This is a genomic window from Cupriavidus sp. PB-02, assembly GCF_058252315.1.
Genome location: NZ_CM177695.1, coordinates 1,013,500 through 1,033,733 on the forward strand (window position 1 = coordinate 1,013,500; position 20,234 = coordinate 1,033,733).

General features: G+C 61.7%; 15 protein-coding genes and 5 pseudogenes. 9 read left to right on the forward strand and 11 right to left on the reverse strand.

The features are described 5' to 3' along the window. Window positions 1-17 precede the first annotated feature (17 nt). From AC10V3_RS25395 to AC10V3_RS25415, 5 genes and pseudogenes are all read left to right on the forward strand, one after another. A complete protein-coding gene (locus tag AC10V3_RS25395) occupies window positions 18-281 on the forward strand; it encodes a hypothetical protein (RefSeq protein WP_490924158.1) in 264 nt (87 codons plus the stop codon). Window positions 282-305: 24 nt separating this feature from the next. Beyond that, window positions 306-461 carry a CzcE family metal-binding protein gene (locus AC10V3_RS25400; RefSeq protein ID WP_490924159.1) on the forward strand — a complete coding sequence of 52 codons (156 nt, stop codon included), beginning with the start codon at window positions 306-308 and terminating at the stop codon, window positions 459-461. A 150-nt stretch (window positions 462-611) separates the two neighbouring features. Beyond that, window positions 612-809, forward strand: a complete 198-nt coding sequence (locus AC10V3_RS25405) for a hypothetical protein (RefSeq protein ID WP_490924160.1) — start codon at window positions 612-614, stop codon at window positions 807-809. Between the two features lie 550 nt (window positions 810-1,359). After that, on the forward strand, window positions 1,360-1,452 hold the full coding sequence (locus AC10V3_RS25410) for a hypothetical protein (RefSeq protein ID WP_490924161.1): 93 nt from the start codon (window positions 1,360-1,362) through the stop codon (window positions 1,450-1,452). A gap of 11 nt (window positions 1,453-1,463) precedes the next feature. After that, window positions 1,464-3,738: pseudogene (locus AC10V3_RS25415) on the forward strand (heavy metal translocating P-type ATPase); the annotation flags it as partial. Between the two features lie 175 nt (window positions 3,739-3,913). Here the strand turns inward: AC10V3_RS25415 and AC10V3_RS25420 are convergent. Then, entirely contained in the window at window positions 3,914-4,252 is a 339-nt protein-coding gene (locus AC10V3_RS25420; RefSeq protein WP_490924162.1) for a cupredoxin family protein, read from the reverse strand. Between the two features lie 370 nt (window positions 4,253-4,622). On the opposite strand from AC10V3_RS25420, the gene AC10V3_RS25425 reads away from it, so the two are divergent. Genes AC10V3_RS25425 through AC10V3_RS25440 form a run of 4 tightly spaced genes read left to right on the forward strand, consistent with a single transcriptional unit; the run spans window position 4,623 to window position 7,304 of the window. Next, a complete protein-coding gene (locus tag AC10V3_RS25425; RefSeq protein WP_490924163.1) occupies window positions 4,623-5,276 on the forward strand; it encodes an ArsR/SmtB family transcription factor in 654 nt (217 codons plus the stop codon). Window positions 5,277-5,296: 20 nt separating this feature from the next. Beyond that, window positions 5,297-5,788, forward strand: coding sequence for an MBL fold metallo-hydrolase (locus AC10V3_RS25430; protein WP_490924164.1), 492 nt, complete (start codon window positions 5,297-5,299; stop codon window positions 5,786-5,788). Continuing rightward, a complete protein-coding gene (locus AC10V3_RS25435) occupies window positions 5,769-6,035 on the forward strand; it encodes a hypothetical protein (protein ID WP_490924165.1) in 267 nt (88 codons plus the stop codon). The genes AC10V3_RS25430 and AC10V3_RS25435 overlap by 20 nt, the downstream gene beginning before the upstream one ends. Window positions 6,036-6,038: 3 nt before the next feature. Continuing rightward, the gene (locus AC10V3_RS25440) at window positions 6,039-7,304 is read left to right on the forward strand and encodes an MFS transporter (RefSeq protein WP_490924166.1); all 1,266 of its coding nucleotides are present in this window, start codon (window positions 6,039-6,041) and stop codon (window positions 7,302-7,304) included. 85 nt (window positions 7,305-7,389) lie between these two features. On the opposite strand, the gene AC10V3_RS25445 is transcribed toward AC10V3_RS25440, so the two are convergent. The 10 genes and pseudogenes from AC10V3_RS25445 to AC10V3_RS25490 all read right to left on the reverse strand — a co-directional run bounded on the left by AC10V3_RS25445 (window position 7,390) and on the right by AC10V3_RS25490 (window position 20,231). Further along, window positions 7,390-7,710, reverse strand: a complete 321-nt coding sequence (locus tag AC10V3_RS25445; RefSeq protein WP_490924315.1) for a YnfA family protein — start codon at window positions 7,708-7,710, stop codon at window positions 7,390-7,392. Window positions 7,711-7,901: 191 nt separating this feature from the next. Continuing rightward, complete coding sequence (locus AC10V3_RS25450; protein WP_490924167.1) at window positions 7,902-8,282, reverse strand: hypothetical protein; 381 nt, start codon at window positions 8,280-8,282, stop codon at window positions 7,902-7,904. A gap of 49 nt (window positions 8,283-8,331) precedes the next feature. Next, window positions 8,332-8,814 (reverse strand): annotated as a pseudogene (locus AC10V3_RS25455) (efflux RND transporter permease subunit); the annotation flags it as partial. Window positions 8,815-9,138: 324 nt separating this feature from the next. Next, a pseudogene (locus AC10V3_RS25460) lies at window positions 9,139-9,774 on the reverse strand (Tn3 family transposase); the annotation flags it as partial. A gap of 186 nt (window positions 9,775-9,960) precedes the next feature. Next, window positions 9,961-10,305: a Tn3 family transposase post-transcriptional regulator TnpC gene (gene tnpC / locus AC10V3_RS25465; RefSeq protein ID WP_490924168.1), complete on the reverse strand. Its 345-nt coding sequence runs from the start codon at window positions 10,303-10,305 to the stop codon at window positions 9,961-9,963. After that, a pseudogene (locus AC10V3_RS25470) lies at window positions 10,298-13,297 on the reverse strand (Tn3 family transposase). Before AC10V3_RS25470 ends, tnpC begins: the two are co-directional and overlap by 8 nt. 141 nt (window positions 13,298-13,438) lie before the next feature. Beyond that, window positions 13,439-15,763: pseudogene (locus tag AC10V3_RS25475) on the reverse strand (Tn3 family transposase); the annotation flags it as partial. A 536-nt stretch (window positions 15,764-16,299) separates the two neighbouring features. Continuing rightward, complete coding sequence (locus AC10V3_RS25480) at window positions 16,300-17,019, reverse strand: SDR family oxidoreductase (protein ID WP_490924169.1); 720 nt, start codon at window positions 17,017-17,019, stop codon at window positions 16,300-16,302. Between the two features lie 27 nt (window positions 17,020-17,046). Further along, window positions 17,047-18,603, reverse strand: a complete 1,557-nt coding sequence (locus tag AC10V3_RS25485; protein WP_490924170.1) for an MFS transporter — start codon at window positions 18,601-18,603, stop codon at window positions 17,047-17,049. A 92-nt stretch (window positions 18,604-18,695) separates the two neighbouring features. Continuing rightward, on the reverse strand, window positions 18,696-20,231 hold the full coding sequence (locus tag AC10V3_RS25490) for an efflux transporter outer membrane subunit (protein ID WP_490924171.1): 1,536 nt from the start codon (window positions 20,229-20,231) through the stop codon (window positions 18,696-18,698). Window positions 20,232-20,234: the final 3 nt, after the last annotated feature.

A 20,234-nucleotide genomic window follows, 5' to 3' on the forward strand; every position in this document is an offset into this window, starting at 1 on the left:
CTTCAATGGAGTGCACCATGAAAACCAACAAGTCCGTGGCCGCCGCGCTGGTTCTTTCGGCGTTGTCCATCTCCCCTGCATGGAGCACGGACAAGCTGAAGACCAACGCCGGCGATGACGTGGCGCAGCATGTTCAGCGCCAGGCCGGAGAACCCGCTGCAGTTCCAGTAGCAGGGCAGGTAAGCGCAACGCGTCTCGGTTCGCAGGCCGCTATTTTTGGCAGCCATGTACCTGCAGGCACGGCCTCCCGCACAGTGGCACTGACCTCGGGCATGAAGTAAGTCACCGTTGAGTCCGGCGACACCGTGACATTCCGGAGCGGGGGCCAGGAGGCAACGTGGAAGTTCGCCGAGTCGATTCGCGGAACGTCCGTAGATCTGGGCCTTATCTTGTCGGGCATGCCGAATGCCCAAGGTGTACGCGTCTATATCGACCGCAGTCGTCTCTTTACCGGCGGCTGACCTCGATACCCGGCAGGACCGAATTGGACTTACCCATCGGGACCCGAGATGACCGCTTTGTCATGTCGGTGTCACGGCTCGGTGGGGGACCGCTTTCTACACTGTGGCAGGCTCATGGAGCCAATTATCGAATCATCGAGGAGAAGCAAAATGCGTACGTTGAAGAAGACCGCTCTTGTAGCACTGACTATTTCAACGCTCGGCGGCGTGGCCGGCGTGGCAAATGCCGGCGTGACCTCGCCGCGCGATTCCTTCACTGATGGCGCCCATGCGATGGGTACGCGCGACCCGTTCAGTGACGGCAGCCACGCCGTTGGAACGCGCGACACCTTTACGGACGGCGCCTGATCCACGCCTCTCACTGCAGGCCCAGCCATCCAGGTACGGACGTCTTGCAGGCATCCGACCGTGGGCCGCGAAAAGACCGGCCCACGGGACACGACTGCTTCGGCGGCGATGTCGTCTTCCCTGATACGAAGCACAAGGCCGCAGCTCGGCTTGCGGCAGTCCCGTGCTCAGCACTTCGCCATTCCAAAGGCGCCTTCTCATTGGCGGCCAACCCATACTGGACCCAAGCGCGGTTGGCCTTTTGAGAACAGTCCTGCCACCGGTGCACCCCCTTGCGCTTGACCTTACAACGATGGGAACGTCTAAGCTGGCGTCATCAGGCGTGACATGGAGGTCCCGCACCTCCGATGCCCGTCATCTTCGTGTAAGGAGCGTGTCATGAAGAACTGCCCCCAATCGTCAGCCTCCGGCAGGGGGAGCCATAGATTCACGCGCTTTCGCTGGCTTCTGTTCTTTGCGGTAGCCGTGTTGCGGCGATTGCGCTTGGCGTCCGGCACTGGGGCCACGTTGCCTCCTGGCTACCCTTTGGCTAGTGTTGCTGTGTCCGCTGATGCACTTCTTCCATGGCAGGCACGGCGGCCACCGCAAGGCCGCAGTAACAGGGAAGTCGGATGACTCAGTGGATGCCCGGCCCAACAACTGAAGGAAGCCAGGATGAACAGGACAAGCAACGAACGCGATGCAACCGAGCCTGGCCGCCACAGCGCCGGTGCACATACCTCGGCTCAGGACCAGTCCGATCCTGGTCATCATCACGAGCATGCGCATCACCGTGACCATATTCATGAACAGGCTGGCACTGGCGCCGGGGCGGCGCAGGCCCTCGAGGATCCGGTCTGCGGGATGACCGTCTCGGCCGATTCCAGGTTCCAGGACATAGCATGCCGGGGCTCGCTATTTTTTTTGCAGCGCGTCCTGCCAGCAGAAATTCGAGGCCGATCCGGGCAAGTACACGGCCCCGCCGGAGCCGCCAGCGGCGCAGCAAGTTGCCGAGGGAACGATTTATACCTGTCCCATGCACCCGGAGATCCGCCAGGATCATCCGGGCAACTGCCCCAAGTGCGGCATGGCGCTGGAACCGTTGTTGCCGGAACTGGATGAAGGCGAGAACCCCGAGCTGGTGGGTTTTCGTCACCGCTTCTGGTGGACGCTACCGCTCACTGGTGTGGTGTTCGTCATGGCCATGTTCGGGCATCGCCTTGGCTGGATGGAGGTGTCGACCCAGAGCTGGGTCGAGCTTGCGCTGGCGACGCCTGTGGTGCTGTGGGCGGGCTGGCCATTCGTCGTGCGGTGTTTCCAGTCGATCGTCAACCGCAGTCCGAACATGTGGACGCTGATCGGAATCGGCACAAGTGCGGCCTATATCTACAGCGTCATTGCGACCGTCATACCTGGCGCATTTCCGCAGGTGTTCGCCGAGCATGGCCGTATCGGTGTCTACTTCGAGGCAGCGGCGGTGATCATTTCCCTCACGCTGCTGGGTCAGTTGCTTGAACTCAAGGCCCGCTCCCAGACTTCCGCCGCCATCAAGTCGCTGCTGGGACTGGCGCCCAAGACGGCGAGGCGCATCGGTCCCGACGGAGCCGAAGAGGACGTGCCGCTCACCCATGTCCACGTGGGCGACCTGCTGCGCGTGCGGCCCGGCGAGAAGGTGCCTGTCGATGGCGTGGTAACGGAAGGCACCAGCGCGGTCGACGAATCGATGATAACTGGCGAGCCCATTCCGACCACCAAGCGCGTCGGCGACCGCGTCATCGGCGCCACGATGAACACGTCGGGCAGTCTCGTCATCCAATCCGAAAAGGTCGGCTCCCAGACCGTGCTGTCCCAGATTGTCCAGATGGTGGCGCAAGCGCAGCGATCGAAGGCACCGATGCAGCGGATGGCCGACAAGGTTGCCGGCGTCTTCGTCCTCGGTGTCATCGGCATTGCGGTGCTGACTTTTGTCGCGTGGGGACTCTTCGGCCCCGAGCCGAGTTGGGTGTTCGGCCTGATCAATGCCGTCGCGGTGTTGATCATCGCATGTCCGTGCGCGCTGGGTCTCGCCACGCCGATGTCCATCATGGTCGCAAGCGGGAAGGGCGCTTCCAACGGCGTGCTGTTCCGCGACGCCGCTGCAATCGAGAACCTGCGCAAGGTCGATACCCTGATTGTCGACAAGACCGGGACGCTCACCGAGGGTCGGCCGGTTTTTGAGCGCGCGATCGGCACCAATGGCTATGCCGAGGAGGACGTGCTGCGGTTAGCTGCCAGCCTGGATCAGGGCAGCGAACATCCTCTGGCTGCCGCGATTGTTGAAGCAGCCCGTGAGCGCGGCCTGCAGTTGGAAAAGCCGGAGGGCTTCGAGTCGAGTTCCGGGATCGGGGTAAGAGGAAAGCTGGGCGGCAGGAAGGTCGCGATCGGAAACACGGCGCTCATGGAAGCTGAAGGCGTTCCCATCGATCAGCTAGTGGCGCAGGCTGACGCGCTGCGTGCGCAAGGCGCCAGCGTCATGCATCTCGCCGTCGAAGGCAAGCTTGCTGGCCTGCTCGCCGTCTCGGATCCGGTCAAGGCCACCACGCCGGAGGCGCTGGCGCATCTCAGGGAAGAAGGTATCCGTGTCGTGATGGCGACCGGCGACGGCATTGCAACGGCAAAGGCGGTGGCCGGGAAACTCGCCATTGACGAGTTCCACGGCGAGGTGAAGCCGGCGGACAAGCTTGAACTTGTCAGTTCCCTGCAACAGGCAGGCGCGGTGGTGGCCATGGCGGGCGACGGCATCAATGATGCGCCGGCGCTGGCGAAGGCGGACGTCGGTATTGCCATGGGCACGGGCACTGATGTCGCGATGAACAGCGCTCAGGTCACGCTGGTCAAAGGGGATTTGCGCGGGATTGCCCGTGCCCGGCAACTCTCGCGAGCGACCATTCGGAACATGAAGCAGAACCTAGCCGTTCTCAAAGAACTAAGGTCGGCGAGGATCGGCCACCAGCTCAGGCGCCAACATGGAAGATTCGAGCAAGTCACGCTGGCCAAAGAAATTCGCAGCCGCTCAGCGGGAGGTCACGGAACAGTACGCGGCGCGCAAGTAGGGCGTCGCGCCGGATCCGGTGAGAATTTCGCTGCTATTTGACCGTTACCTTGCCCACCATGCCTGCTTCGTAATGCCCGGGCAGCAGGCAGGCGAAACCAACGGTTCCCGGCCGATCGAACTTCCAGATCAGCACGCCTTGCTGACCCGGCGCGAGCGATACCTGGTTGGCCTCGGCATGCCGAGCCATTGGCATGTTGCGCATCAGGTGCGCATGCTCTCTCAATTCGCTGCTGGTCCCGATGACCATCTCGTGTTCCGCCTTGCCGGTATTCCGGACAACGAAGCGCACGGTATCACCGGCCTTGACCGAGATCTTGTCAGGCGTGAAACGCATCGTGTCATGCATGGCCACGTTGAAGGTGCGGGTCACGCTGGGGGGCGATACATTGGCCGCCGATTCTCGCCACCGGAATCATTCCGAAGAGAGACATGCGACCTCTATGGCCGACTTCATCCATTCGGGCGTTCGACGAGGACTTCCTCCTCCCGAGTCGCTTCATGCGTCAATCGCGGAACTCTTCCAAATGGCACTACGACGACCCGAATGGTCATTCGCCCAGAGGCCCGCGACGCCGAAACCGTAGTGGAGTTGCCTCGACTGGCTTTGGACGAGGTTGTCTTGGCTCAACTTGCTGAGCGAAGGTCGGTTGCCCACGACCCGGCGATTGCGCTTGCCACGGCCCACAGGGCCCTCCGCTGCAAAATCTTGCCATAATTCTAATATTCACTAGAATGATTGCATGATAGAGTTGAAGAATCACCTTTACGAGCAGGTCGCCCGGATCGGGAAAGCCGTAGCCAGCCCGAAGCGGCTGGAGCTCATCGAGCTCCTGTGCCAGGGCGAGAAGACGGTCGAGGTACTGGCTGCCCAAGCGGGAATCAGCGTGAAGCTGGCTAGCGCGCATCTCAAGGAACTCCGCGAGGCCCGCCTCGCCGAGACTCGCAAGGATGGAAAGTATGTCGTGTACCGGCTGGCCAGCACCGGTGTGGCCGACCTCTGGGTGACCTTGCGTTCCGCAGCCGAAGAGCGGCTGGTCGAATTGCAGGTGGCACTGGCGACCATCGTCGAGCATGGCGATGACCTCAAAGGATTTGACCGGGGCGCCATCCTGAGGAAGGCCAGGGCAGGGGAGGTGCTGGTGCTCGATGTACGCCCTGCCGATGAGTTCACCGCGGCCCACCTACCGCATGCTCGCTCCTTACCGCTGGGCGAGCTTAAGAAGCGGCTTGCCGAGATCCCCAAGGACATGCCTGTGGTTGCCTACTGCCGGGGACCCTTCTGCCTGATGGCCAAAGACGCCGTCGAGCTCCTGCGCAGCAAGGGCTACCACGCCTTCCATCTGACCGATGGCGTGGCCGAGTGGCGGGCCCACGGGTTGCCCATCGAGGTTTAGGGCAACCATAGGAGACAGTTATGTTCTTCCGGCAACGCCCCGCAGAAAGCGCCACGCTTTCCTACTTCTTCGGATGCGCCGGTGTCGGCAAGGCAGTTGCCGTCGACGTCGTCGCCGGTGACGAAGCCTGGTTCATTGCCGAGGCCAAGAAGGGGGGCGTGGTGATTGCGCATGTGATCGACACCCATGTACATGCCGATCACTACTCCGGGGGTCCCGCACTGGCGCGTCAGGTCGGTGCACCCTACTATCTGCACGAAAGCAACAAGGGACGGGTCGCATTCGACTTCGCCTCGCTGGTCGATGGCCAGCGACTGGAGGCCGGCAATGTGCTGGTTGACGTCCTGCACACCCCCGGGCACACACGCCGACAGCGTCTGTCTGCTGGTGCGCGACCTGCGCCGAGGCGACGAGCCATGGTTTGTGATGACTGGAGACACGCTGTTTGTGGGGGCCGTCGGACGCCCCGACCTCGCTGGCATGGAACGCGAGATGGCCGCCCAGCTTTATGACAGCCTGCATGAGAAATTGCTGACGCTGCCCGCCGATCTCGAGATCTACCCAGGGCACCAGGCTGGCAGCGCGTGCGGCGTCGGCTTGTCTGGCAAGCCTGCGTCGACCATTGGTTTCGAGAAGCGCTGGAACGCAGCGCTCACCTTGGAGAAATCCGCTTTCGTCGAATACCTGACCAAGGAAATCCCCCCTCAACCCGCCGACATGGAAGCCATGGTGCAGGCAAATCTGGGTTGGGGGCGCTAAGGCATGAACACGGCGCCGATCCGCCTCGGGCTGCGTGAGAACCTCGGCCAGTTTTCGCTGCTGGTCCTCGTCAATGCATTTGTTGGTGCCATGGTGGGCCTAGAGCGCAGTATCCTGCCGGCCATTGCTGAGCAGGAATTCCACATCGCCGCGCGCACGTCGATTCTTTCGTTCATCGTTGTGTTTGGCATCACCAAGGCACTGACAAACTACTTTGCCGGGCGTTTTTCCGACCGCTTCGGCCGGAAGCGAGTCTTGGTGGTCGGATGGCTGGTCGCCATACCGGTCCCATTCATTCTGATGTGGGCACCCAACTGGAATTGGGTGGTCGGAGCCAATGTCCTGTTGGGCGTGAGCCAGGGGCTGACGTGGTCCACCACAGTCATCATGAAGATCGACTTGGTCGGCCCGAAGCAGCGCGGCCTGGCCATGGGACTCAACGAATTTGCCGGATACTTCGCGGTGGCGGCCAGCGCACTGGCCACTGGTTGGACCGCCGCCCACTTCGGTCTCAGGCCCGAACCCTTCTACCTGGGCGTCGTCTACGTTGCTGCCGGGCTGCTGCTTTCCGCGCTTGCGGTTCGCGAAACCCGGGATCACGTCGTGCACGAGTTGCGTGAGCACCATCCTCAAGCAGTTGCGGACAAGCTCAGCCAAGCCGAGATTTTCCGCCGCACATCGCTGACCGATCGCAATCTCTCCAGCGTCAGCCAGGCCGGGCTAGTCAACAACCTGAACGACGGCATGGCCTGGGGCCTGTTCCCGCTGGTCTTTGCCGCAGCAGGGATGACACTGGCGCAAATCGGCGTGCTAGCTGCGATCTATCCAGCAATCTGGGGCGCTTCGCAGATTCTCACGGGCGCTCTTTCGGACAAGATTGGCCGCAAGTGGCTGATCGTGTGGGGGATGTGGTTGCAGGCAGGGGGGATTGCCGTCACCGCAGTGGCAGCAGATTTCCGCGTGTTTGGTCTGGGTGCCGCCTTGCTTGGAATCGGCACGGCGATGGTCTATCCAACCTTGCTCGCCACGATCGGAGACGTGGCCCACCCCTCCTGGCGCGCTTCCGCCGTGGGCGTCTACCGGCTCTGGCGTGACCTTGGCTACGCGGTGGGAGCCCTCTTGGCCGGTATCACTGCGGATATGTTCGGCGTGCCGACGGCGATCTGGCTGGTCGCGGCGCTGACGTTGCTGTCGGGCGTGGTCGCAGCGGTGCGGATGAGCGAAACCCATGCAACAGGTAAAGCACGAGCGCAAAGAGCGGCCCCATAGGCCCGACCCGCGGCGCAGTGTTCCATCCTCAAACATGGCCACGCAGCCAGCGGCGGCAGGAAGGAGGTGCTTCCGGTAAGACCCGTCAGGCGCGTGGCTGGAACATGATGATGGCCATCCCGCAGAAGGCAACAAGCACCCCCGCGACATCCCATTGCGTCGGTCGCACCTTATCGACCGCCCAAAGCCAGGCGATCGCGACGCCGATGTAGACGCCGCCGTATGCGGCGTACACCCGACCTGCCGCCGCTTCGTGGTGAGTCAGCAGCCAGGCGAAAAGCGCCAGACTAAGGGCCGCCGGCAACAACAGCCAGGCGGACCGACCTTGTTTGAGCCAGAGGTATGGCAGGTAGCAACCGATGATCTCGGCAAGCGCTGTTGCGATGAATAGTCCAGTCGTTTTCACAATCAAGATTAGTGGCTCCACAGTTGGTAACCCCTACAGGGACGTTGCTAGCGGTGCCTGCTCAAACAAATGTGTCAGCCTGCTCATCCGGCGAGCCTCGTAGCCGCGGATGCCAGGCCAAGCTAAGGCAAGGCCCTGCGAGCGGTACCTGACCCACATCGCCGAGATGCGGGTCGACATTTCACTCTGACTCACTTGACCGAAAAGCGAGCCGTCACCGATTTGCCGTCGGCAAACTTGAGCACCGCCACGGCCTTGGACCCCCGCGCGACCTGAACCTTGTCGGCCGCGACCAGCGCATTGCCCGTAGCTGCGGCGAGGGTCGTCTCAGTTTTCTGTACGCCGGTCAACACCGTCAGCTTGCCGCTGGCGCCGGCCACCGGCTTCTTCGCATCGTGGTCGTCCACGTAGATGGTGATGGTCCCTTCCTTGTTGACCAGCTCGAACTGCAGGTCGCCGGCGGTCTGGACCACGCCGCCATACTGGGCTGGCTTAGCGCCGTGCGCCATCGCCAGGCTGGAGAACCCGAGACTGGCTGCCATCAACATCGTTGCGATCTGCTTCTTCATCATGTACTCCAAAGATGCAGCGACTTGCGGGCGTCGCTGCAGTAGCCCTTGATCAATAGGCTTCGCGGCCCTGCTGTGCCAGGATGTTCTCCAGCGGCTTGCGGCCGAACAGCCAGAACGCCAATGGTGTGAGCAGCGAATCGAGGAGGGTCGAGCTAACCAGCCCCCCAAAGATGACCACCGCCACCGGATGCAGGATTTCCTTGCCTGGCGCGTCTGCCGAGACCAGCAGCGGCGTCAGCGCGAACGCGGCAACCAGCGCCGTCATCAACACCGGGGTCAGGCGCTCCAGCGAACCACGCACGATCATCGGCACGCCAAAGGACTCGCCCTCGAACCGGCACAGGTTGATGTAGTGGCTCACCTTCAGAATCCCGTTGCGCGTCGCGATACCCGTCAACGTGATGAAGCCGACCATCGATGCGACGGAAAGCGTGAGCCCGCCCAGCCACATCGCGATCACGCTGCCGATCAACGCAAACGGGATATTCGCCATGATGATCAGCGTCAGCATGGCGGACCGGTAGCGCGAATAGGTATCCCTTTGTTTTCGATGCAATTTACCGGGTTAGCTACCCCAAGCATTCATGCGGGTTTCCGGCCGATGCCCGGAAGATATCCCCATAAAATCAATCACTTGCTGACTGGTTCATCTTCCGCATCCACGGATACCGATCTGTAGCATGGGCGTGGCGGTAGGGAAGGGCGGTCAGTCTCCGAAAGCCGAGTCGGAGCCGACGAGCGGATGACGGCAAGCGCTCGGCGGTCAGGGGATGCATGTCGCCGGTGTGACTATTGCGCACCCAGAGGTATCAGTTCTTTGGTACCGTCCTCTGAGCCGCTTTCAAAGCAAAAACGGTTACGCCGTACGCCACTGCGAAGATGAGTCGGACTGGAACGCCGCAGTGGGCATGAGCCGATGCGCATAGCGCGCAATGGGAAACTCAAAAGTGCCCCGCAGATTGATTCCCTCGAGATGGGTCGGACCGATATGCCGAAGGTCCTCAGATCGAGTCGCCTCGCTGCTGATTCTCTCGAGGACGTCCCAGTTGCGTTGCATGTGCATCGTATTCCAAGCCATTACTGAATTGGATAGCAAGGTCAAGGCCGATGACACTGCCGCCAGCGACGCGTCATGGCGCGCCAGCTCGATCGGTATCTTGCCGGAATGGATCGCTCGCTGGAGAATGTGCACCGCTTCACCGCGGTTCAACACGTGCTGCATCTCATGGCGAAATGCGGTATTCGTGAAATAGTCGATCAGGAAGATCGTACGAAACAACCGTCCGAGATGCATGCCGGCCTCATAGACTGGCTGTCCGCGCGCCGCCACCCCAAAGCGCGAGAGTGCCTGGACTGCGGTGCATTGCCCGCTTTGCACGGACGCCGCAATCCGCACCAGCTCGTCCCAGGCGGACTCAATGAGGCTCAGTCGAACATCTGCATCGGTGACGGCAGCCAGTTCGCCAGGCACATTAGGCCTGCGACCAAGATACGCCCAATCCGCTATCATAAGCCTCCCAGTTATGATGAATTCGCCTAACTGTGCATCTTCGATATAAGGCGAGCGCTCGAGGCGTACCAAAGGCTTTTCTGGTGCTCAGCCGGAATGGCTTGCAGGCAGCACAAGATGGACAGTCGGTTATTGCAGGCCGGTGCACCTATCGATGCAGCAAGCCTGTCACGCGTCGCCGGAAGGTCGGAGAAGTTCTAGTGGGCGCAGCGCGTGCACAGCGCGTTGGAGCACCCGTATCAAGTCTTCCAGTTCCTCCACAATGGTCTCGGCCTGCTCGACCAAGGCTGGATTCGTTGCTCCCGAGACGAGACTGGCACCATTGAGAACCGAATGGGCCATGCCATGTAACTGGAGTAAGTCGTCGCGAATGCCTGCTGGCTCGCTGACTCGGGTCCGTATCGTATCGACGAGGTCCACAATGCGCAGGATCTCGCGGGTGTCGAAACTGTCCTGCAGGCGATGCAAGGCATCGGTGTCAACCGGGCCATAAGGGGTCTGGGTGTTAGGCATGGCGTGGTTTCCGAACGGAGAATGCAGGGGTAGCGAAAAGACTGTCGCGGATCCAAGCCTCCGGAGTCCGCTCAAGGTTTAGCTTGTAGTCGCCAAAGCGCTTGATGTTGCTGGTGAGATATGGGCTGAGGAAGCCGATGTCGTCTACGTCGACCTTGATACCGTCCTTCTCCATGGCACGAAGCGCCTGCATCATGTCGGCGGTGTTCTGAAGGATCACTGCGGAGGCGATCAGATCGTTGTAGCGCAATCGCTTTTGCTGCTCGTCGGGATCGTTCACAGGCAGCACATCGCCGCCGAACGAAAACCACTTGGCAAAGCCATTGTAGGACTCGATCTTGTTGGTCGTCGCAGTGATTTCCTGGCGCAGTTCGCGGCTACCGATCCATTCCAGCAGAAACACGGTGCGAACAACATTGCCCAACTCCTGGGCGGCCAGAAGGAGGCGATTCTTGCGACTATGCGATCCCAAGCGGCGCAGCAGTAAGGGAGAGGATATGGTTCCGGCCTGGATCGACAATGCGACCTGCATCAGATCCTGCCAGTGAAGGGCGATCAGGTCCCAATCCACCACGCCCGAAAAAAGGCGCTCAATATGACGATACTTGGAGGTGGGATCAGCTCGGTAAAGTTTCAGATCCTGCCAGTTGCGAATCCGCGGCATCAGGTTGATGCCAAGCAGGTAGGTAAAGGCAAAAACGGCAGCTGACTGGCCCTGGGTGTCGGCATGCACCGTGTCTGCCTCCACGCTCAAGCCAGCCTTGAGCAAGCCCTCGATGACGTAGACAGCCTCCCACACGCCGGGCGGGATGAAGTGTCGGAATACGGCGATGTAGTTGTCTGCAACATGCCGGTAGGCCACCGCGCCCTTCTTGCGGTAGCGGAAGTGGTAGCCCGTGAGCAGGTTATTGTCGTAGAAGTCGTATTGTGTGCCGTCAGCCGCCACGGTCTTACCGTCCCCCCAATGCTTGGGCAGGTCGAGTTGGAGATACAACTCGATCAGTTCGCGCTGCGCGGTTTCAAGCCGTTCGAGACTCATATGCCGCCGATTGACGAACGACATCATGTGCGGCGTCACCCGTTCGCCCATGTGGCGAGCTGCTTGCGTGGGTCCTAGATTGCAGCCCATCGCGAAGATCGTCAGCAAGTAGCGCTCGGCGGCGTGGCGGATCTTGGGATCGCTGCCTGAAAGCGGGCCGAAGTGGCGCGTGAAGTGGGTCCAATGCTCGATGTTGGCCAGGACGTCCAGCAGGTTGCGGTTTGGCATGTGGCGGATCAGCGTCTGCTGAAGCGCAAGCGCGCTGGCGGGGATTTCCTTGGCGACGGTTCGGCGGAGTACCGGCTCGCCGTTGCGGCCAATGGTGACGTGCTGACGCTTATCCGGAAAACTATCGTCCAGGTTCTGTGCCGTCGCGGCCAACCACTGACGTAGGTGTGCAACGAAATCCTGCGCGTTGGTCGGCATTTCCAGCTTGGCGCAGTAGTCAGGGAGGCGGCGCTCGCATTCACGCCAGGGCAACAGATGCAGCCGGTAGTCGGCAAACGCGTCTGAGCCGTCGACGCAGAGGTCGCCAGAGCGCAGTTCGCCGACCATATGCGAAAGCACGCAGAGCTCCAGATAGCGCCGATTGATGCCAGGCCCCAGATTGTCAGAGCGATGTACGAGCTTGCGCCAGCGCTCCGAGGCGAAGCTCAGATCGACGTCGGCGGCAAACCATTCACGGTGCAGGGCCGCATTCTTCAACACGACTGCCAGTGCAGCCAGCAGGGTGCACGACTGGCTGGTTGACTGCCACGTCAGCACTTCGGCCAGGCGCAACATTACCGAACGGTGCGGGCGAAAATGCCGCCACAAATGGGGCAAGTAGTTGTTCCCGCTGAAGGCGCGGACCTCGGCGCAGCTCTCGCGTAGAGGCTCCAAATCGCCTGAGGGGGCAAGAAGGCGCCTTACCTCTACGCCGGTCTGAGCATCGTCCTCGCCCTCGGCGACGATCTCGACCACGCCGTCGAGCAGCGCGACGAGCTTTTCCATTTGCGCGCGGCGGCGGGACTGGATTTGCTCCAACTCCTCCCGTGCCCGCTTGTGGATGGCGCTCATGCGCCGGATAAACATTTCGGCGAGATCGTCCCGCACCCGTACCCGCATTTGATTGAGGAGCGCCACCATCAGCGCATAGCGCTTTTCCGGCAAGATCTCCTTGAGATTGGCCGCGTCTAGGCTCATAGCCTGGCTCGCCAAGGACCGCAGCTTGGACGCCGGCACGCCTGCCACGGTCTTGGAAAAGTCTCCAATGGTGTCCAGTCAGGTTAGATGCTCGATCAGCAGCGTCAGGTGCTTGCGCGAGGGACGCAGCGCGTGGCGCTTGATGTTGTGATAAGCGGTTTGACGGCTTGCTAGGTCTCGGGTCAGCAACCGGTCAAGCCGGTGCTGCTCGTCTTCGGACAGGCGTCGTCTGATGCGGCGAAACAGGGCCGTTTGCGTGCGAGCGTGGACCTGCTCGACGATGGCATCTAACGTGGAGAAGGATGGCAGTTCGATCTGACGCAGGACCAGGGCATCGATCGTCGCGTTGATGATATCAACCGGCTGGTCCATCGTTTCGGCGGCGTCGCGCGCAGCGCGGATAGTGACCTCGTTGGCATCGGTGCCGAGGTAGGCCTGGATGCCAAGGAACTCTCGCACGGCCGTGTAGTGCCGGAACAAGGTCGGCGACACCTTTCGGTCGTAGCCAAACTTCGTACCTGGGTTCAGGCCGGCACTGATGCGCACCAGTTCCGGCACGCTGGCAGGAATCGTGTCAAGGTTCGGGAAGTGGTGTAGCTGCTGAAAGACCTTCAGGAGCACCAGCAGACCAAGTCGCGATTCTTGCCCGCGTGTGGACCGGGTCGCCCAGTCCAGCTCTTCCGCGCTTGGTGTGTAGCAGGCCCGCAATTCCTTGAGGGAAAAGACCTTTGGGAAACGCGGGTAGGCGGTACGCTCGACGGTGGCCATACAGGATCTCGACAATCGCTGAAAGGCCGGCCAGCCTAGCTGGGGCAGCTGACAGTTCCGTGCTTATTTCTACAAGTAATCAACGTTGCCTTCTATATAACCAGATGGCTTATGATAGCGGTTTGGGCGTATCTTGGTCAGGGGCGCATTATGATGCCTGGGAACATGCAGACGTCTGTCGCGCAGGTGGGACAGTCGCGGACAGAGATCGAAGCCCAACAGCCGTGACTGACTCATCGCGAAATCTGTAAAGCCGTGCGTATCCACTGCAAGTTGCGCGACGTCTTCCGAACCGCCTTGTCGGATCACCCCCTCGATCGCTGCGCCGGCCTGGCGCTCGTTGAGCAAAATTGGCTGGTCATAGAAGATGCCCCACCGATCGCGAACGTGAGTGTACATCCCGATCGAAGCAGTCCGCCGGCGTGGGTCGGCCCGCGCTTTCCAGACAGAGCGTGTCGTTTCCAACGACATCATGTCTGACGAGGCCAGATCGGAGCGCCCCCAATGCTGGGCAATCGGGTGCTGATGCATGAAGGTCAGCACGGCTTCAGCCGCGTGGCGCAGCTTCCGTTCATCCGCAACCCGATGCATCATCTGCCGGATCGCGGGAGGCGACAACTCCGGCACCATTCGGGCGAGATCCGCAGCCGACATCGATGTGCCGTGCGCGAGTATCGCTGCGTAGACCAATAGCAATTCGCTGCGGGAATGCGGCTCTCTTCCCAGCAAAAGCCAACTGAAGTGCGTGGCGCTGTCGATCTCGAGCAGGATCTCAGGCAGCTGACCGCCTGGGTGCCGCTCGAACAGTGCGCCTCGCAATGTCTCCACATTCGCGGGCGTAGCGCTTGCCACCAAGGGGTCGATGTGGATTGCATCGTCAATTTTGAGCTTCCCACACACGACAGCATCCCGGAGCCTGGCGAGGCTTTCATCCAGATGTGTGACCACAGGCTTCAGAAATGCCTGAGCATCCTGTGGCAGCTTAAGATGGCCATAGAAGTGGTTGCGTTTGGCCTTCCAATCGCTGGCGCTGATCAAGAGGGTCGCTTGGCTTCGGAAGGCAAAGCTGTGCTCAAGGAAGACTGAGCCATTCCGCAATCCCACCCGCAGGGCGAAAAGCGTGCCCCACTCGAATGCGGCCAGGGCCCGCTGTCGGTCCTCTCCGTCCAGGGCGGGTTGCCAGGCGCGGCCAAGTCGAATCGTGATTGGGTCGGGAAGATGATCGGACCTCCGCGTGTAGATTTCCTGGAGTACTGCCAACGCTTCAATCACCGGGTGAGTTGACAGGGCGGAGAATGGCAGCAGAACCAACCTGCCAAGCAACGCTCGAGCCTGGCGGTGTCGCGACAGGAGTTGCATGCGAATCAGGCTGGCACGGCTGGGCGCACGCCGGTTGAGCGCCGCGTCGGCCAGCGCCGACAACTGCTGGCAGAGTGCTTCCCGGGTTAGCATCTCATCCGCGGCCAGCGCTTTGACCGCGGTCGCGAACTCTCGCATCTGGGTGGCAGGGTCCGGTCGGCCTGCCTCAATCAGGCGCCGAACGTCATTGACGGACTTCTGAATCCAGTGTCGCAACATGGTCGCCAGATGATCCGTGGCGGCACATAAAGCGTAACGCAGAAAGCAAGCAGCTTCCAATCGGCGGGGTTGCTGCGCGACTCGTTTGCTCACTGAAGGCGGACGATTGGCGCAGCGCCGGGCATAGTAGCGTATCAGCACTTCATTGCATGCCGCTGGCCAGTTTCGGTGAACGCCCAGCTTATAAAGGAGTTCGACCTTGTCGAACAATTCCCCGATCTGGTGGGTCGAGGTTCGCAACGGGACGGCCCAAAGCCATTGCTGCAGGTTCGTGCGGTCGCCATGCGGGCGCGCAAGTGATATGCCCCATGTGTCCAAGGAGGCCCCGTAGGCGCGCACCAGAGCGACGGCAAGCGCCGCCTCGGCCGTGGCGACGGCCTGGCTGATCAGTCTTTTTAGTGCGCGATCATGGGGTATCAGTATCCGATGTTCATACAGCCAGCGCTTCAACTCATGAAACAGCGCGGTGCGGCTCGGCTGTCCCGTCAAACGCTCCTTGAGCCAGCGCGTGACATAGCGGCGCTGGTGCTCAGCCATCGGACTGAAGCCGAGGGCTTGGTAGGCCAGCATCTGGTGAGTTGACAGTGTATCGGTGCGCCCATCGTAGAGTGCGTTGAGCGTGCCCATGTCCGGCGGCGTCACACCAACCTGGGCACCGACATGCGCCCAGAGAAATCTGGGCACTTGCTTGCAGGCATCAAGCGTGCGTCCCGTCATGCGGATAAAGCCGATGTGTACGGCGACGGCCAAGCGATACAAAGGGCTGCGCCGAGCATCAATCAGTGCCCGTTCCTTGGGGGAGTAGGTGAAGAACGTGGCAAGCTCGAACTCGCTGAGTTCCTGTGGGATCTGCCGCATCCCGAGGTAGGCCAACCGCCAGTGATCCATCGCGCTTCTCCCACGCGTGAGACGGACTGCGGAGGGTAGCGGCAATGAAAGATGGTCGCAACGTTCAGCACGATAATATGTCGCTTACAGCACTTAAAAAACTGGAACGGGGCAGACAGCAACCTATTGATTTATCGGAAGTTTTTTTGATGGCCGCCGGGAAACGCGCGTGGCTACGAGGGCGGCTACCCCGGTAAACTGCAGCGAAAACAAAGGGAGACCCCATTCCGCCGAAAGCGGCCGCCCAGTGCCGGCTCTCGTGCAAAACGAGTAGCAGTTGGCCACAGGCTGCAATCGCATTCCCGAGTTGGCGATGGCGCAAAAAAAAAAGCGCAGCGTTCGCTGCGCTTAACCTGTTGTGCTAGCACATGACAGACAACGCAATGTGCAGCCTTTCCGGAGGAGAAAAGGAGCGCCTCGGCGCTCGCTCAGGATACCGGGAGAGAAGCGATATCCCGGATCAAATGTCGCCTGCTCTCGCTGCCCCTGGAAGCGCAGCTTTTGAGCATCTGTTTTCAGATTCGGTCAACAAATCGTCAGGCGTTGGCACCGCCATCGATCTGGAGGACCGTGCCCGTGGCGAAGCCATTCGCAATCAGGAAAAGCCCGGCATTGGCCAGTTCAGTGATCGTCCCGACTCGGCCAACGGGCAACGCATCACCAATGCTTCCCAAGGCGCCAGATCGGGTATCTGCGGGCAGGAAATCCCAGGTCGGCGAGTCGACAACACCGGGAGACACAACGTTGACGCGAATCGGTGCGAGCTCGATGGCCAGGGTCCTGGCCAGGCCATCGAGCGCGCCGTTCACCGCCGCCACGATACTTGCGCCAGCGTTCGCCTTGTAGGCTGCCAGGCCGCTGTAGAACGTGATGGAGCCACTGTGGGGCATGCGCGGAGCCAGATGCTTGACCAGATTGATGGGGCCGATCAGCTTCGAACCCAGCATACTGTCGATGTCTGCGCGCGAGGTCTCCAGGAATGGCTTGAAGACAAGCGCGGCGGCGGTCGTGACCAAGTGATCGACAACCGGGATAGTGCGCGCAATTTCTTCCACCTCACACTCAATGCCGATGTCCGCACAGTGCGTGGTAATGCTTGACCCCAGGCTTGCCTGCACAAGCGCAAGCTTTTCGGTCGAACGGCCCACCACGTGAACGTGCGCTCCCAGTGATACCGCTTGCTTGACCAGTGCGAGGCCGATGCCGCTGCTGCCGCCCGCGACGAGGATGACTTTGTTTTCGAGATTCAGTGACATGAAGTTCTCCATCTACCATCTAAGGCGTCAGACGCCAGTTTGCTCAACGGTACCGATCGCGGTGTCGTCGTTATTGCCCGTTTTGCTGATGAAGCCGAAGACGGCGCCAGCCGACAGAACGGTGATCACGGTCATGATGTGAAGCAGGCTTTCGAACGCCTGTCCGTACCCCGCGAGCAGCAACTCAGGCTGGATTTCGGGAAGGGTGGCTATGGCGTGCGTCAGGTCACCTGTAGCCAGGCGCTGTGCACCTTCGGCCAGTCGTGCAGCGCTGATGCCCGCCGCGTCGCCAGCTACGCTGGCGAGGCCACTGGAGGCCAGCGCGGCAAGAATGGCGCTGACAATGGCGAGTGCAATGCCCTCACCAGCAACGCGGGTGGTGTTGAAGATGCCCGCTGCCATGCCGGCGCGCTCTTTCGGCACGACGCTGACGGAAAGACCATCCATGAGGCCCCACGGCATGCCGGCGCCCACGCCGATCAGCAGCATCGGCAGCGCAACCGTCATGCCCGTGGCGCGAATGTCGATGGCGCTGAGCCAGTGCAGGCCAATGGCCGCAATCAGAAAACCAAGGCCGGACAGCACGCCGGGCGAGATCCAGCGGGTCAGCGTGGCGACGGCCGCCGGCACCACCAGCATTGGCAGCGACAGCGCGATCATCAGGATACCGGCATCGATTTCGCTCAGGCCGACAATGCCGATGAATCGCAGCGGCAGCATGATGATCAGGACGATGTAGCAGTAGCAGGTACCGACTGGCAGCATCTGCACGCCGATGAAGCGCGCATACCGGAACAGGGAGAGGTCCAGCATCGGACGCTTGACGCGTGTTTCCACCACCACGAAGACGAGAAGCATCAGGGCGGATGCGGCCAGCAGAGTGATCACCAGCGGATCGCTCCAGCCCGACTCCGGCGCCGCGATGACGCCATACGTGAACAGCACCAGCGTGGCCGTGAACGTGATCGTGCCGGGCCAGTCCACACCTTGTGCGTTCGGGTCTCTCGTCTCGCGCATACGGGGCGCGCCGAAAATCAGCGCGATCAGGCCGATGATGGCCGTCGACAGGAACACCGCGCGCCAGCCAAATGTGCTGATGAGCGAGCCAGCCAGCAGCGGGCCAAATGCCAGGCCGATGCCGAAGCTGGTGCCAAGCATGCTGAATGCCCGCGTGCGGGCGTGGCCCTCAAATTCCTGTGCGAGCGCGGCAGAGCCGCCCGAGAGCGCGGCAGCGGCGGCAATGCCCTGCAGTGCGCGCAGCACATCGATCCAGAACACGGAAGGCGCGGCGGACAGCGCCAGCGAGAACAGCGCGAACAGCCCAATGCCGGTGGTGAACATGCGCTTGCGTCCGAATACATCGGCCAGCGCGCCGGCGGCCATCAGCAGGCTGCCGAAGCTCAGCATGAAAGCGTTGGTGATCCACGTCAACGACGTGGCGCTGCCGCCGAGTTCACGCCCGATGGCGGGTGTGGAAACGGCCCCACCCGAGAAGGATAGCGGCAGGACGATCGCCGCAAGGCAAACGGAAGCCAGGATGAGTGGCTTGCCACGCCCTTCGGCATGGCGATTGGTATTTGTCATGGAATGTACTGAATGACGTTGGAAAGAGACGCCAAGCGCCGACCCCAGGCGTCGACCATGACGCCTGGGGATGAACGCGAGACGGGCGTAAGTCAGCGTTGTGCGACGGCAGGCGCGGCTTTGTCCGCGCCGTCCCAGCCCCCGCCGAGGGCGCGAATCAGATTGACCGTGGCCGCGGCCTGTACGCCCTGGAGTTGCGCCGCCGCGCTGCGCGTCTGCAGGGCCGTACGCTCGGCATCGATGACGTCGAGGTAGTTCACCGCGCCCTCCGTGTATTGCGTCCGCGAGATGGCCGCGGCGCGTGCGGCTGCAGCCACAGCATCGGACTGCGTACGAGTCTGGCCCTCCAGGATGCGGAGATCGGACAGGCTATCCTCCACTTCGCGGAACGCGGTCAGGACTTGCTGGCGGTACTTCGCTACCTCTTCCTCGTGACGGGCGCGGGCGTTCTCAAGATTCGCGCTGCGGCGGCCACCATCGAAGATCGGGATGTTCAATGCCGTTCCCGCGAGCGGCCCCAGCAGGAATGCACGACTGCTCCACTTGAACAGATCCCCAAGAGTGGCCGATTCGAATCCGCCAACGCCTGTGAGCGTCAGTGATGGAAAGAAGGCGGCCTCGGCAAGGCCAATACGGGCGTTGGCGGCTGCCATGGCGCGCTCCGCAGCGGCCACGTCGGGGCGACGTTCCAGCAGCGATGAGGGCAAGCCCGCTGGCACCCGGACGTTGACAGCCTGAAGCGGCATGGCCGGCATCGAGAACTCCGCAGGCGCCTTGCCCAGCAGAACCGCAAGACTGTGCTCGGACGTGGCACGCAGCCGCTGGACAGTCATGGCATCGGACCGGGCCGTGGCCAGTTCGGCCCGCGCCCGGGAGACATCCAGTTCGCTGATGTCGCCTTCCGCAAAGCGGCGCTCTACCAGTTGCAAGGCTTCCTCACGCAACTTCACCGTGGTCATGAAGACTTCCGCTTCAGCATCGAGCCGCCGCAGCGCAAAGTAGTTATGCGCAACATCGGCTTGCAACGCAAGCTGGACCGACCGGAAGAGGGCGTCACTTTGCTGGGCGTCGGCCTTCGAGGCATCCACAGTCGAGGCTACCCGGCCAAACAGGTCGACTTCGTACGAGGCGCTGGCCTGCGCCCGCCACAGCGTCTGCTGCGGAACGTTCGTGCCATCCGGCTGCATTTGCGAGGCGGCCGATTGCTGCATGCGGGTTGGGCCGAAGCCTGCGTCGAGCGTCGGGAACCATCCGGCCTTGGCAGCCTGCACCATCGCGCGGGCTTCCTTCAGACGCGCGGCTGCGGCCTTCAGGTTCTGGTTGGCTTCCAGCGCCTGCTGCTCCAGTTCATTGAGCCTGTCGTCGCCGAAGATCGTCCACCATTCGCCGCGCGACAGGGCCTCGGAGGGGTTGGCCGTTTGCCATGTGCCGGACTCTTCCTTCCTGAACTCGGCGCGGGACCATCCCTGGGGGGCTTCTTTGAACGCCGTCGTCGATTGGCCGGGGGCTTCCGGTACCTCGTAAGTGGGCGCGAGCGAGCAGCCAGCCAGGACGAGGAGGGATGCCAGCAGCATCGAACCCTTTGCCAGCCACCGAGTGCCGGGCTTGAAAGTGAGCTTGTTCATCATGTT

What these genes read in the sequence shown, in the direction of transcription:
- AC10V3_RS25410 (WP_490924161.1), top strand. Translation starts at nt 1,360, where the DNA reads ATGCACTTCTTCCATGGCAGGCACGGCGGCCACCGCAAGGCCGCAGTA.
- AC10V3_RS25440 (WP_490924166.1), top strand. Translation starts at nt 6,039, where the DNA reads ATGAACACGGCGCCGATCCGCCTCGGGCTGCGTGAGAACCTCGGCCAG.
- tnpC (WP_490924168.1), bottom strand. Translation starts at nt 10,305, where the DNA reads ATGCCTAACACCCAGACCCCTTATGGCCCGGTTGACACCGATGCCTTG.
- AC10V3_RS25480 (WP_490924169.1), bottom strand. Translation starts at nt 17,019, where the DNA reads ATGTCACTGAATCTCGAAAACAAAGTCATCCTCGTCGCGGGCGGCAGC.
- AC10V3_RS25395 (WP_490924158.1), top strand. Translation starts at nt 18, where the DNA reads ATGAAAACCAACAAGTCCGTGGCCGCCGCGCTGGTTCTTTCGGCGTTG.
- AC10V3_RS25430 (WP_490924164.1), top strand. Translation starts at nt 5,297, where the DNA reads ATGTTCTTCCGGCAACGCCCCGCAGAAAGCGCCACGCTTTCCTACTTC.
- AC10V3_RS25485 (WP_490924170.1), bottom strand. Translation starts at nt 18,603, where the DNA reads ATGACAAATACCAATCGCCATGCCGAAGGGCGTGGCAAGCCACTCATC.
- AC10V3_RS25450 (WP_490924167.1), bottom strand. Translation starts at nt 8,282, where the DNA reads ATGATGAAGAAGCAGATCGCAACGATGTTGATGGCAGCCAGTCTCGGG.
- AC10V3_RS25405 (WP_490924160.1), top strand. Translation starts at nt 612, where the DNA reads ATGCGTACGTTGAAGAAGACCGCTCTTGTAGCACTGACTATTTCAACG.
- AC10V3_RS25435 (WP_490924165.1), top strand. Translation starts at nt 5,769, where the DNA reads ATGGCCGCCCAGCTTTATGACAGCCTGCATGAGAAATTGCTGACGCTG.
- AC10V3_RS25490 (WP_490924171.1), bottom strand. Translation starts at nt 20,231, where the DNA reads ATGATGAACAAGCTCACTTTCAAGCCCGGCACTCGGTGGCTGGCAAAG.
- AC10V3_RS25425 (WP_490924163.1), top strand. Translation starts at nt 4,623, where the DNA reads ATGATAGAGTTGAAGAATCACCTTTACGAGCAGGTCGCCCGGATCGGG.